The sequence below is a fragment of the Cryobacterium sp. PH29-G1 genome (assembly GCF_030063365.1).
Lineage (GTDB): Bacteria > Actinomycetota > Actinomycetes > Actinomycetales > Microbacteriaceae > Cryobacterium.
The window spans coordinates 1-13,046 of sequence record NZ_JASISY010000010.1 but is presented as its reverse complement, the minus strand read 5'-3'; the positions used below and the strand labels follow the sequence as shown (position 1 = coordinate 13,046).

The following is a 13,046-nucleotide window of genomic DNA, read 5'->3' as shown; positions in this document are numbered from 1 at the left end:
CCCCGCGCTTAGATACGGTAGGATAATTCCTTGGGTCACATTATGACCCCTGGTATCCATTCTTCGTCGCGCGCGAGACTCTGCGGCACTCATTCTTCGTAAGGATCTATTTTTATGGCGATTGCTACACGCAATAACCTCCGAAATGTTGCAATCGTTGCTCACGTTGACCACGGTAAGACGACGCTGGTTGACGCGATGCTCAAGCAGACTGACTCCTTCGCGGATCACTCACACGTTGAGGAACGCGCGATGGACTCGAACGAACTCGAGCGCGAAAAGGGCATCACGATTCTCGCCAAGAACACGGCGGTTTCGTACAAGGGCATCCACGCTGCCGACGGTCCCATCACCATCAACGTGATCGACACCCCGGGCCACGCCGACTTCGGTGGCGAGGTTGAGCGCGGACTGTCCATGGTTGACGGCGTCGTTCTTCTCGTTGACGCGAGTGAGGGCCCGCTGCCGCAGACCCGATTCGTGCTCCGCAAAGCGCTCGAGGCCAAGCTGCCCGTTATTCTTCTGGTCAACAAGACCGACCGTCCCGACGCGCGCATCGACGAGGTCGTGGCCGAGAGCCAGGACCTCCTCATCGGCCTCGCGAGCGACATGGCCGACGACTTTCCCGACCTCGACCTCGACGCCGTCCTCGACGTGCCCGTCGTCTATGCATCCGGTCGTAACGGTGCCGCCAGCTGGAACAAGCCTGAAGACGGCACGTTGCCCGACAATGATGACCTCGAACCGCTGTTCGACGCCATCCTCAAGCACATCCCGGCACCGACCTACGATGACGAGCACCCCCTTCAGGCGCACGTCACCAACCTCGACGCGTCGCCGTTCCTGGGACGCCTCGCGCTTCTGCGCATCTTCAACGGCACCATCAAGAAGGGCCAGACCGTAGCCTGGGTGCAGCAGGACGGCACCGTCAGCAACGTGAAGATCACCGAGCTGCTCATCACCAAGGCGCTGGACCGCTACCCGACCGAGAGTGCCGGCCCCGGCGACATCGTGGCCGTGGCCGGTATCGAGAACATCACCATTGGTGAGACTCTCTGTGACCCCGACGACGTGCGCCCGTTGCCGACCATCACGGTTGACGACCCGGCCATCTCGATGACCATCGGCACCAACACCTCGCCGCTCATGGGCAAGATCAAGGGCCACAAGCTCACCGCACGCATGGTCAAGGACCGCCTCGACCGCGAGCTCATCGGAAACGTCTCGCTCAAGGTCGTCGACATCGGACGCCCGGACGCCTGGGAGGTGCAGGGTCGTGGAGAACTGGCCCTCGCCATCCTCGTCGAGCAGATGCGTCGTGAAGGCTTCGAACTCACCGTCGGCAAGCCGCAGGTAGTCGTCAAGCGCATCGACGGCAAGGTGCACGAGCCGTTCGAGCACCTCACCATTGACGCGCCCGAAGAGTACCTCGGCGCCATCACGCAGCTGCTCGCCGCCCGCAAGGGTCGCATGGAGAACATGGCGAACCACGGCACCGGCTGGGTTCGAATGGAATTCATCGTTCCGTCGCGCGGCCTGATCGGCTTCCGCACGCAGTTCCTCACCGACACGCGCGGTACCGGTATCGCCAACGCGATCCTGCACGGTTACGAGCCCTGGGCCGGCACCATCAGCACCCGGACCAACGGTTCCATCGTGGCCGACCGCTCCGGTGTTGTCACCCCGTTCGCCCTGATCAACCTGCAGGAGCGCATGTCGTTCTTCGTTCTGCCGACCAGTGAAGTTTACGAAGGCATGGTCATCGGCGAGAACTCACGCGCCGACGACATGGACGTGAACATCACCAAGGAAAAGAAACTGACCAACATGCGTCAGTCCAGCTCCGACACGTTCGAGTCGATGACGCCGCCTAAGCAGCTCTCGCTCGAGCAGTGCCTTGAATTCGCTCGTGAAGACGAGTGCGTCGAGGTTACTCCGGCAGCCGTGCGTATTCGCAAGGTGGAGCTCACGGCATCCGCTCGCTCGCGCCAGGTTTCACGCGTCAAGAAGATGGACGCTAACTAGCCAGCAGCACCACAATGCCCCCTCGGTTCGCCGAGGGGGCGTTTTGTGTCTGGAAGCGGACGCTGCCGCGCGGCGAGGTGTGAGTTTCGAGGGGTTTTCGACGGGCGAAAAAGGGGTCAAAACTCACGCCTCGGTGACGGGCGGATGCTGGCCCGCTAGGCGAAGAGGGGGGCTCCGACATAGCTGCCAGTGGCGGCTCCGGCGGGAACGGCGAACAGGGCGCTGCCGACATGGCGAATGTACTCGTTGAGCGCATCGTTCTTGGCCAGATTCAGTTGAATGTCGGTGAACTGGGCCGGTGATCGCTGAAAGCTGATGAAGAACAGCCCGGCGTCGAGCCGGCCCAGAGCATCGTTGCCGTCAACGAAGTTGTAGCCGCGGCGCAGCAGCTGGGTGCCCTTGTTCTGGTCCGGATGTGCCAGCCGCATGTGCGCGTCAGCGCTGATGAGCGGCTGATCATCACGCCCCGCGAGGGTGAAATCCGGCTCGCTGAACTCGGTGCCGCCCGAGAGAGGGGCGCCGGAACCCTTGGTACGGCCGAACACCGTCTCCTGCTCCCGCAGAATTGTGCGATCCCAGGTCTCGATGGTCATGCGGATGCGCCGCGTCACCAGGTAGGAGCCGCCGGCCAGCCACTCCGGCCCGTCGGCGCTGGATACCCAGACTTGGTCGGTGACGACCTGGGGCTCTTCTGCCTTGATGTTGGCGGTGCCGTCCTTGAAGCCGAACAGATTGCGTGCGGTGGCCTGGGCTGTCGAGGTCGATGAGGTACGTCCGAAACCGAGCTGGGTCCAACGCAGGGCGGCCCGACCGAAGGCGATGCGCGACAGGTTGCGAATCGCGTGTACGGCGACCTGGGGATCGTTGGAGCAGGCCTGGATGCAGAGGTCGCCATCGCTTCGATCAGGATCAAGGTCGTCACCGGGAAAGTGCGGCAGGGGCGTGAGTTCGGGCGGCCGGCGGCTATTGATGCCGAAGCGGTCGACGCCATCCGCTGTTTCGAACAGGGTCGGGCCGAAGCCGAACGTAATGGTCAGTCCGGACGTGGGCAGCCCCTGGGCCTCGCCGGTGTCTTCGGGTGGTGCGTCATAGGGGCCGCTGACGGCGCCGTATTCGCCGATGTCCTGACCGGCGCTCATCGCCGCGGCGGCGATCGTCCAGTCCTGCAGAAGTTCAATCAAATCGGCGCGCGTCGTTCCGGCCGCAACATCGAAGGCAGCGAAGTGCAGTCGATCTTGCGTCGGCGTGACGATGCCGGCCTGATGGGTGCCATAGAACGGATACACGGCGGTAGCGGATGCTGTTTCCGGTGTTGTCGAAGCAGCCAGCGCGACCCGGTCACCGGCAACGCCGAGTCCGATCCCGGCGACACTGGCGCCGGCCAGGCCGAGGAGGCCGCGCCGGGACAGACCGTGGGTGGGCGTGGGCGTGTCGACGGACTCGGCCCGCGTGGCGGGCTTCACGGCGGGCTTCACGGCGCGCTTCACGGCGCGCTTCACAAGACGAGCGCTGCGGTGAGCTGGTTCAACGGCTCGCCGAGCGCGTTGACCTGGTTGGCGAGATCGCGAATCTCAGCTGTCGTGAGGTCGTTGTAGTAGGTGAATCCGTCATCAACGCGCTGGGCATCGAGCAGTGTCTGGAGCGCCGCAAACTCGGTGTCGAGGCTCGCGGCCAGGTCGGGGTCTTCCTGTAGAAGAATGTCGCGCACGCCGGCGTAGAGCACCTTGGCACCATCAACGTTGGCCTGGAAATCCCAGAGGTCGGTGTGTGACCACCGCTCTTCCTCGCCGGTGACCTTGCCGGAAGCCACCTCGTCAAGCAGGCCGATGGCGCCGTTGGTCTGCTGCGACAGCGTGAACGTGAGACCCTGCACCTTCTCGTGCAGGGTGGCTGTGTCGGTGACGAGCTGCGCGGTGAGGGATGCGCGCTTCTCGGCGCTGTACGCCTCGAAATCGGCCTCAGCCTCGGCGGGCCACAGGTCTTTCTCGATTGCGTGCCAGCCGGTCCAGTTTTGGCCTTCCTCGAGGTCAGCCTCGCGGAGGTCGAGCTTCGGGTCGAGATCGCCGAACGATTCGGCGATGGTCTCCACGCGCTCCCAGTGCATTCGGGTGGCGGCATAGAGGGTGCGCGCGGCGTCGTCATCCCCGGCCAGGTATGCCGCGGCGAACGCATCGGTACCGGTGACGAGTTGGTCGATCTGGTCGCTCACGTAGGAGGCGTAATTCGTATTGGCAGTGTCAATCTGGGCCGCGAGGTCAACGTCGACGGTGGCGGCAGCATCCGATTCTGTGGCGGTGAACTCCGCCTTGCCGACGCCGTCACCGGTCATGCCCGGCTTGCACGCGGTGAAATAGTTGCCGGCGGCGAGTTGCACCACGAGGTCGCGACTGAGGCCCGGGCCAATGTTCTCTGCCTCGCCGACGATACGCAGACCGTCTTCAGCGAGCAGGTAGAACTCGGTCACCTGGTCACCGGAGTTGGTGACCGTGAAGCGGATGCTGCCGGCCGGAGCCTCGTTCGCGGAGACCGCGCATTCCGTCTGGCTGCTGTCGACGGTGAGTGCCGTATGCGTAGACGTCGGGTTGTTCGCGACACAACCGCTGAGTACGCTGACGCCGAGCAGGCCGACGCCGAGCAGGCTGGCAGAACGAATAACACGAGGCATGGAGATCCTTCAGTGGGGAGTAGGAAACGAACGCTAGTGCGCGACGACGGGCGCGGGCGCCGGCGAGGTGGGCGCAGCCGGTGCCGGGCGCATACTGGGGCGGCCGTCGCGGCTCTTTTTGATGAAAAGGGTCAGGGTGGGTAGGGCATAGGCCAGCCAGGCGAACATCTCCAGCCAGGTGGTGGCGGGGGAGAAGTTGAGCGTGCCTTTGAGCAGGGTGCCGTACCAGCTGTCCGGCGGAACGGCGGCGCTCACGTTGAAAGCGAGGGCATGCAGACCGGGCAGGATGCCGGCCTCCTGCAGGTCGTGTACGCCGTAGGAGAGCACCCCAGCAGCGACGACAATGAGAATGGCGCCGGTATAGGTGAAGAACTTCGACAGGTTGATCTTGAGCATGCCGGCGTAAATGAGCCAGCCGAGCGCAACCGCGGTGACGATGCCCAGTGCCGCGCCGAGCAGGGGCATGGTCGTGGCACCGGTAGCCTGCACGGCCGCCCAGAGGAACAGTGCTGTTTCAATGCCTTCACGGCCCACAGCGAGAAAAGCCACGAGAACGAGTCCGGCGCCGACGAGGTGCTTGTCGATGTGGCCCTGCAAATGGCCCTTGAGGTCGCGCGCGGTGCGCAGCATCCAGAACACCATCCACGTCACTAAGCCGGTGGCGACGATGGAGAGCACGCCGCCAATAGTCTCCTGCGCGGTGAAGGACAGCCCGTAGGTGCCGTAGGTGAGCAGGGCGCCAATCCCGAGGGCAAGCAGCACGGCCAGGCCGACACCGAGCCAGATGCGTGGCAGGACGTCACGCCGGTTGATCTTCACGACGTAGGCGATGAGAATCGTCACGATCAGGGCGGCCTCAAGACCTTCGCGCAGGCCGATCAGGTAGTTTGCGAGCACGGGATTCCTCGTAATGTTCGGGTAAGTAAGTTGGTAAGGCTAACCTTACCGATTTCGACTCTAACCCGAACGGCGTGATGGTGTCTAGTTATGATGTGATTCGGGCACAGGTGTTACCCAGTAATGAACGGTCAGCGGAGTAGAAACGGTGCGTACGTCCATGGTCATGTCCGGCAGCGATGAGCGCATCGTGTTCGTGCATGCGCGACCGGGCGATGAATCCGCCCTGACCGGCGGCACCATTGCCCGATTGCGCGCCGATGGATCCCGGGTCGTCGTGCTCTACCGCGATGTGCCGACCGAAGCGGATGCCGCCGCCGCGACCGCAGCACTGACCGATCTCGGGGCGCGTACCTGGCATGCGTTGCCGGCGGCATCCGTTGGTGGTATCGACTTTGATCGGCGCGAACTGGCTCGGGCGGTGCGTGAGGCCATCGAGGAGCTCGGTGCGACCGCCGTTGTCGTCGGCGCCGTGGATGACGCGCTGCGCTCGTCTGTGACGACGGCCGCGCACGAGGCTGGCCTACCGGTTTTTCTGGCCCGCACGGTGCGGCAGGCGCCGGGGCAGCGTCTTATTGCGATCGACGTGGGTGCACACCGCGATCAGAAGCTGCGCGCACTCCAACGTTTTCCTGATCGATGGAGCCTCGCCGGGAACACGCGCACCCTCGCACACACGGAGTCTGATGCCGCCGTCGACGAGGTTACGGAAACTGAAACATTTCTGCGAGCGGATGCCCCGCGCCCGACCCCGACCCCGACCCCGACCCCGCGAGTTCACGTACCGCCGAACCACCACCCCCGGCAGCTGACCCTGGCCAATCGATCGCTGGCCGTTTTCGGTGGCCTGCTGCTGGGCATCCTCTTTGGTGTACTGGGAACCATCGCGCACCAGGCCACACTGACGGTGTTCGGCGCGGCGCTTCCGATTGGACTGACCATCGCTTTCGTGGCAATTGGTGCCCTGTTGCTCGGGCTGCGCCTCGTGGTGGGGGATCGACTCGTGGTCGGCCTGGCCGCGGTGGGGCTGCTCGTGACCATTTTTGTACTGTCCCTGCGCGGTTCCGGAGGGTCGGTGCTCGTACCGGCCGGTTTGATGGGAACCCTGTGGACCGTTGTGCCGGCGCTGATCGCGGCCCTGGTACTGGCATGGCCGAAACTGCCGCCTCGCCGCCGATAACTGCGAGCTGTCCCAGGTTGAGGCGTCTCGACGGAGGGAGGCGTAGAATCAAGAGTCCGCTCTCGAAGGGAATCCCCAGCCTGTGACGTATGTGATCGCTCTGCCGTGCGTTGATGTCAAAGATCGTGCCTGCATCGACGAATGCCCGGTGGACTGCATTTATGAGGGCGAACGCTCGCTCTACATTCATCCCGATGAGTGCGTCGACTGTGGCGCCTGCGAACCGGTTTGCCCGGTCGAGGCCATCTACTACGAAGACGACCTGCCCGAGCAGTGGGCCGACTACTACAAGGCCAACGTTGAATTTTTCGACGACATCGGCTCCCCGGGCGGCGCGGCCAAGGTGGGCGTGCTCGCCAAAGACCACCCCGTCATCTCGGCACTGCCGCCGCAGGTTCAGCACTAAGAGCATCTCGTGCTGAAGCCGCTTCCCGACTATCCCTGGGATCAGATGGTCCCTTTTGCCGCCCAGGCCCGGCAGCACGTCGATGGAATCGTCGACCTGTCGATTGGTTCTCCGGTGGATGCGACGCCCGATGTGGTGCAGCAGGCGTTGCGTGCGGCGACGGATGCCCACGCGTACCCGCAGACCGTCGGTACGCCCGCCCTGCAGCAGGCGATCATCGCCTGGTACGCCCGCCGTCGCGGTGTCACCGGGCTGGAGCCGAAGAACGTGTTGCCCACGATCGGCTCCAAAGAACTCGTCGCGCTGATGCCGTTCATGCTCGGCTTCGGGGAGGGCGACACGATTGTGCACCCGCGCGCGGCCTACCCGACGTACGCGATCGGCGCAGCAATCGCCGGCGCCACCGCTGTCGCCTCCGACGATCCCGCCGAGTGGCCCGAATCGACCAAGCTGATCTGGCTGAACAGCCCGGGCAACCCGGATGGTCGGGTGCTGTCCGTAGACGAGCTTCGCGCTGCGGTCGCGCGTGCCCGCGAACTCGATGCCGTGATCGTGAGCGACGAGTGCTACGCGGAGCTCGGCTGGGACGCTCCGTGGAATTCTGAGCCGATCCCGAGCATCCTCGATCCTCGAGTGATCGAAGGAAACCGTCGCAACATTGTGGCCATTTACTCGCTCAGCAAGCAGTCCAACATGGCCGGGTATCGTGCGGCCTTCGCTGCCGGTTGCGGTGGCGTGCTGGGGCGTCTGCTGACGGTGCGCAAGCACGCCGGGCTCATGCTCCCTGCGCCGCTGCAGGCCGCCATGATTGCCGCCCTGGAAGACGACGAGCATGTCGCAGTGCAAAAGGAGCGCTACCGGGCACGCCGGGAAATTCTGAAACCGGCTCTGGAGCAGGCTGGTTTTCGCGTTGATCGAAGCGAGGCGGGGCTCTATCTGTGGGCCACCGAGGGTCGACCAGCGTGGGAGTCCATCGAACGGCTGTCCGCGCTCGGCATTCTGGCCGGCCCCGGACCGTTCTACGGCGACGTCTATCCCGAGCACGTGAGATTCTCGCTGACCGCGACCGACGAGCGCATCGCTGCCGCAGCCGCACGCTTGCATCCCTGATGCTGCCCCCGAAAGGGGGGTTGGCGCTGTGGACTATCACCAACGAACCGCCCGAAGCCTTGGCTGATGCAACAGTAGGCGGCTGGGCCGATTAGGCTGTAGTCGCGGCGGAGTCGGCCACAGCAGTTTCACCACTGGCCGATTCAGTGACGCGTCGCCACATTTCATCCGGCAGTGATACCCGAGGAGGCTCCGTGACCGACGTCGCGCAGCACGCAAAATCCGGCGAACCGATGAGCGCTGACCCCAACAAGGTCACCCTCACTTTCCCCGGCGGGAGCGCAGAGTTCCCCATTCTGACCAGCGTGGACGGCGTGTCGAGCATCGACATCTCCACCTTGACCAAGAAGACCGGCCTGACAACGCTGGACTACGGTTTCGTCAACACGGCGGCAACCCGCTCCGCGATTACCTATATCGACGGTGACGCGGGCATCCTGCGTTATCGCGGGTATCCGATCGAACAGATCGCCCAGAACTCGAACTTTCTCGAGACGGCTTGGCTGCTTATCTACGGTGAGCTGCCGAGCGCGAGCGAACTTGCCAACTTTGACGATCGCATCCGTCACCACACGTTGTTGCACGAAGACATGCGCCGGTTCTTTGACTCCCTGCCGCACAAGGCGCACCCGATGAGTGTGCTTGCCTCGGGTGTCTCGGCCCTCTCAACGTTCTACCAGGACTCGCTCGACCCGAAGGACCCGGAGCAGGTCGAGATTTCGACCATTCGTCTGCTGGCCAAGCTTCCGGTTATGGCCGCCTACGCGCACAAGAAGAGCGTCGGTCAGGCTTTTCTTTACCCCGACAACTCCCTGAGCTTCGTCGACAACTTTCTCAAGCTCAACTTCGGCAACATGGCCGAGCCCTACGAGGTCAACCCGGTTGTCAGCAAGGCGCTCGAACGCCTGCTGATGCTGCACGAGGACCACGAGCAGAACGCGTCCACCTCGACGGTTCGTCTGGTCGGTTCGACCGAAGCCAACCTGTTCGCGTCGGTGTCCTCCGGCATCAACGCACTGTTCGGCCCGCTGCACGGCGGTGCCAACGAAGCCGTGCTGTCGATGCTCGGCGAGATTCAGGCATCCGGTCAGGGCGTCGAAAAGTATGTCGAACGTGTCAAGAACAAAGAACAGGGCGTGAAGCTCATGGGCTTCGGCCACCGGGTCTACAAGAACTACGACCCGCGTGCCACCCTGGTCAAGGAGAGCGCCCATGAGGTGCTTGCCGCCCTGGGCGTGAAAGATGACCTGCTGGACATCGCGCAGGAACTCGAGCACATTGCGCTCAATGATGACTACTTCAAGGAACGTCGTCTCTACCCCAACGTGGACTTCTACACCGGAGTCATCTACAAGGCGATGGGCTTTCCGACGCGCATGTTCACCGTGCTGTTCGCGATCGGCCGTCTGCCCGGCTGGATTGGGCACTGGCGTGAGATGAACGAGGACCCCTCTACCAAGATCGGGCGCCCGCAGCAGCTCTACGTGGGTTCGCCGGCCCGCGACTACCCGCAGCGCTAGCTGGATCGCTCGCCAGCGGGCTGGATCGGCGGCTGGATGCGCATAGTTGGTTGGCCGCGCAGTGCCGCGCCGTGCTGCGGCGCGCAGCCGACGAGGATACTGGGTCACGAGTTGACGAGTTGACGACGTGACGACGTGACGACGTGACGACGTGACGACGTGGAGTGCCCGTCCAGGCGCACAATAGTGGCTGAGCTGGGACTGTAGTGCGCTCGTCGGCTCCGCGTCCGAGACCGGCTCCGCGTCCGAGACCGGCTCCGCTGTAGGGGTGTCGGGGTGCTGGTCTGGTCTGGTCTGGTCTGGTGAAGTGACTGTTAGCAGCCGGGGCCGTGGGGGTTGGCGTCGCAGTCGTGGGCGACGAGTACGGTGGATTCGTTGGCGGCGATGACGGTGATTGGGGTCGAGGTCACGGTGACGGTTCCTTCGACGGGGCGCCAGCCTTGGTCGCCGAAGCTGTAGTCGGCGTGGTATTCGACGGTCAGTACGACGGAATAGGTGTCTTTCGTGGCGTAGGTGTGGCTGGTGGCGGTGGTGGAGAATTCGGCCAGGCCGAGGTCGTCCCAGCTGGCTCCGCCGGTGGCTGTTGAGATGGTGTTGCTGTCGCCGTAGTTCCAGTGGTAGCCGGTGGGGGTGAACATGACTTGGGCTGGTTGGCCGAGGAGGAGTCCTTCGCTGATTTGGGTGGAGGCTGTGGCCCAGAAGTTTGTGGCGAGTCCGACGATGGCCCAGCCGTTGGGTTCCATGCTGGTTGGGGCGGCGTAGGCGGGGAAGTTCTGCAGGTCGGTGACGCGCACGATGGTGTCGGGGGAGCAGACCGTGCAGGGGGTTGCGGGGGTGTTGTTTCGGGCCAGGGGGAGGAATTGTCCGTTGCCGCAGGGGATGGACGTGATGCCGGGTTTGGCCGGGTCTCCGTGCGCGCACACTCTCGGTGCCGCCGGTGTGTCCGATCCGGTGCCAGAGCGGTTCCCGTTCTGCCGTCCACCCGACTTCACGCCGCCTGTCGCGGTGGTGTAACCCGCTAGAAGGTCAACGCCGTTTCCATGCGCCACAGCTCCCGATTCTGGAGGCAGTTCGATGGTGTTTCTCAGCTGGATTATCGGTGTCGACACGAGCGTCTCCTGCGCCGTTACCGTCTCGCTGAATATCTGCGAGGTCAAGGTGCCGAAGACGGCTGCAACTACGAGCAGAAATCTGATCCGGACCATATTTCCGATTTCTCGAGGAGTAGCGCGTGGGTTGAATCATTTCGAGTGAGGGCTACTACGAGCGGATATCTCGTGGGTCTGTCCGATGATGCGATTGAATGGCCGTCCTCACCAACGACTTCACCGCGGGAGACGTCCAAACACAAGTAGAGGCTCATACTCCCGGACTCGAGATCTGCAGACTGAAGAGACATTGAATCAAATCCGATATCGCCGACGAGTCGGACGCTACGGGCTGCCAATCTGTCAAACGTCTCCATTTCTCCGGGGAGCATGCTTTCAGTAACAAACGTTGTGATTCGATCCGCGTTGACCCCGCCGTCTCGAGAGATTGTGTTGGCCATTGCTTGATAGGACTCGTAGAAAATCGTCGCCGCCGCCAGGGCCTCGTCGTTCGAGGCGAAGGCCGGTGGTGTGGTGGGCTTAGCGGTCGCCGCCACCGGGGGCGAGGCGGTGGCCGGCATGGTGGGTGTGGGCGTGCATCCGCTTAAGAGACTGACGGATAGGCAGAGCACGAGAGCGCTGAGCACAACGCTGTGCACAGGGCGGCGACGCGATGGGGTTCGCATGGGGTCAGAGTAGACGGATTGCTACAATCCTGCTGAGGTTTTCCACAGGCTGGTGTCGAGGCTCCAATCACGGTAGGAGAAGTTCCGCGCCTCTACCGCAGAGAGGAGGATGGCCTCGATCGTGCACGCCCGCACCCCGCTCGCGAAGTACTTAGAGTCGAGAATGCGGTCAAGCGCCCGAACGGTAGCGGGCCGCCTTGCGAGAGGTCAAAACATGTCTTTGGGTATTCTTTGGTGGCTTTGGGCGGTTTAGTGCTTGTAAGCATGATTTTTCCTCGGGAATGTCGGTGGTCGGGTGTTGGGTTGAATTATGAACAACGTGGCGTTCGATTCCCCGGTGGGACTCGCGGTGGAACTCACTCGGGCGGCGGCTGCTGTGGCCGCGCTCGGTGGGTCCAGTGCCGAGTTCGCTGGGCTGTCTGATGCGCAGGTGCTCGCGGCGCGCGGTCCGATTGCTGATTTGCTGCGGTTGAGCAACACGGCGGCGGCGTTGTTGGCGGGCACGATTGCGCAGCGGTCCCGGCCAGAGCTGGGTCAGGCCGGCCTGGCGGCCCGGCATGGCTTTGGCACTCCGACGTTGATGGTGCAGCAGGCCACCGGTTTGAGTCGGGTCGAGGCCGGTCGGCTGCTGGCCGTGGGGGTGCTGATGAGCGACACGGAGACGGCGGAGCGGGAGGCTGCGGCCGCCCGGGAAGTTGCGCGGGAAGCCGCGCGGGAAGCCGCGCGGGTGGCGCAGGCCGCCGCCGATGCTGCGGCTGATGCGGCTGCGGCTGCGGTCGAAGCTGCGGTCGATGCGCAGCGTGCGGCGGAGTGGGAAGCGGCCCAGTGGGAGGCGCGGGAGGCCGATCGGGCCGCCGCGTGGGCCGAACTGCACCCCGACCTGCCACTCCCTGACGCCCCGCCCCGGCCTGGGCCGGTCATCGCAACGGTTCCGATCGCACCGGTCGTGCTGGTGCCACTGGTACCGCCGGCGCCTCCGCTGCCGCTGGTGCCGGTGGTGGTGGTGCCGTGGCAGGCGCCGATTATGCACGCGATCACCGCGGGCATTTTCTCGCCCGGTGTCGGCGATGCCCTGCTGCGCGGCCTCGGCACCCTCGACCAGGCGATCACGGCCGAGAAACTCGCCGCCGCCCTGCGGCTGTTGCTGGTCGAGGCGCCGGGCCTGAACACCGAACAGGCGTTCAAACGGGCCCGCCGCCTGCGTGACGAATTGGACGCGGCGGGGATCCTGGCGCGGGAGAAGCAGGCCCGCGACGACACCACCTGGTCGCTCTGGCGGCGCGCGGACGGCATGGTCACCCTGCACGCGCTGCTGCCGCCGGAGCAGGGCGAACTATGGCTGGCGACCTATGACGCGCTGACCAGTCCGCGGCGCGGCGGGGTGCGGTTCGTCGACCCGGAACGAGCCGCGTGGGCGCAGAGCGTGAAAGACGACCCCCGCACCCTCGCCCAGATCGCCGCGGACTCCT

The 13,046-nt window shown here is 64.3% G+C and carries 9 protein-coding genes and 1 pseudogene; 6 read left to right on the top strand and 4 right to left on the bottom strand.

The genetic code is table 11. The features are described from left to right. The first annotated feature begins 114 nt into the window (after window positions 1–114). Window positions 115–2,025, top strand: a complete 1,911-nt coding sequence (gene typA / locus QMK22_RS12655) for a translational GTPase TypA (RefSeq protein ID WP_283498007.1) — start codon at window positions 115–117, stop codon at window positions 2,023–2,025. Window positions 2,026–2,180: 155 nt separating this feature from the next. On the opposite strand, the gene efeB is transcribed toward typA, so the two are convergent. The 3 genes from efeB to efeU are packed head-to-tail and all read right to left on the bottom strand — an operon-like array spanning window position 2,181 to window position 5,587. Then, on the bottom strand, window positions 2,181–3,512 hold the full coding sequence (gene efeB, locus QMK22_RS12650; protein WP_502857643.1) for an iron uptake transporter deferrochelatase/peroxidase subunit: 1,332 nt from the start codon (window positions 3,510–3,512) through the stop codon (window positions 2,181–2,183). An 8-nt stretch (window positions 3,513–3,520) separates the two neighbouring features. After that, window positions 3,521–4,690, bottom strand: a complete 1,170-nt coding sequence (gene efeO / locus QMK22_RS12645) for an iron uptake system protein EfeO (protein ID WP_283498006.1) — start codon at window positions 4,688–4,690, stop codon at window positions 3,521–3,523. Window positions 4,691–4,723: 33 nt separating this feature from the next. After that, entirely contained in the window at window positions 4,724–5,587 is an 864-nt protein-coding gene (efeU, locus tag QMK22_RS12640) for an iron uptake transporter permease EfeU (RefSeq protein ID WP_283498005.1), read from the bottom strand. Window positions 5,588–5,735: 148 nt separating this feature from the next. On the opposite strand from efeU, the gene QMK22_RS12635 reads away from it, so the two are divergent. The 4 genes from QMK22_RS12635 (at window position 5,736) to QMK22_RS12620 (ending at window position 9,803) form a co-directional block, all read left to right on the top strand. Then, the gene (locus QMK22_RS12635) at window positions 5,736–6,767 is read left to right on the top strand and encodes a PIG-L deacetylase family protein (RefSeq protein ID WP_283498004.1); all 1,032 of its coding nucleotides are present in this window, start codon (window positions 5,736–5,738) and stop codon (window positions 6,765–6,767) included. An 82-nt stretch (window positions 6,768–6,849) separates the two neighbouring features. Continuing rightward, window positions 6,850–7,173 (top strand): ferredoxin, encoded by a 324-nt coding sequence (gene fdxA, locus QMK22_RS12630; protein ID WP_134464104.1) that lies wholly within the window; start codon window positions 6,850–6,852, stop codon window positions 7,171–7,173. A gap of 9 nt (window positions 7,174–7,182) precedes the next feature. Beyond that, window positions 7,183–8,283 (top strand): succinyldiaminopimelate transaminase, encoded by a 1,101-nt coding sequence (gene dapC / locus QMK22_RS12625; RefSeq protein WP_283498003.1) that lies wholly within the window; start codon window positions 7,183–7,185, stop codon window positions 8,281–8,283. Between the two features lie 233 nt (window positions 8,284–8,516). Beyond that, on the top strand, window positions 8,517–9,803 hold the full coding sequence (locus QMK22_RS12620) for a citrate synthase (RefSeq protein WP_283498102.1): 1,287 nt from the start codon (window positions 8,517–8,519) through the stop codon (window positions 9,801–9,803). A 314-nt stretch (window positions 9,804–10,117) separates the two neighbouring features. On the opposite strand, the gene QMK22_RS12615 is transcribed toward QMK22_RS12620, so the two are convergent. After that, a complete protein-coding gene (locus tag QMK22_RS12615; RefSeq protein WP_283498002.1) occupies window positions 10,118–11,008 on the bottom strand; it encodes a hypothetical protein in 891 nt (296 codons plus the stop codon). A gap of 879 nt (window positions 11,009–11,887) precedes the next feature. On the opposite strand from QMK22_RS12615, the pseudogene QMK22_RS12610 reads away from it, so the two are divergent. Continuing rightward, window positions 11,888–13,046 (top strand): annotated as a pseudogene (locus tag QMK22_RS12610) (hypothetical protein); the annotation flags it as partial.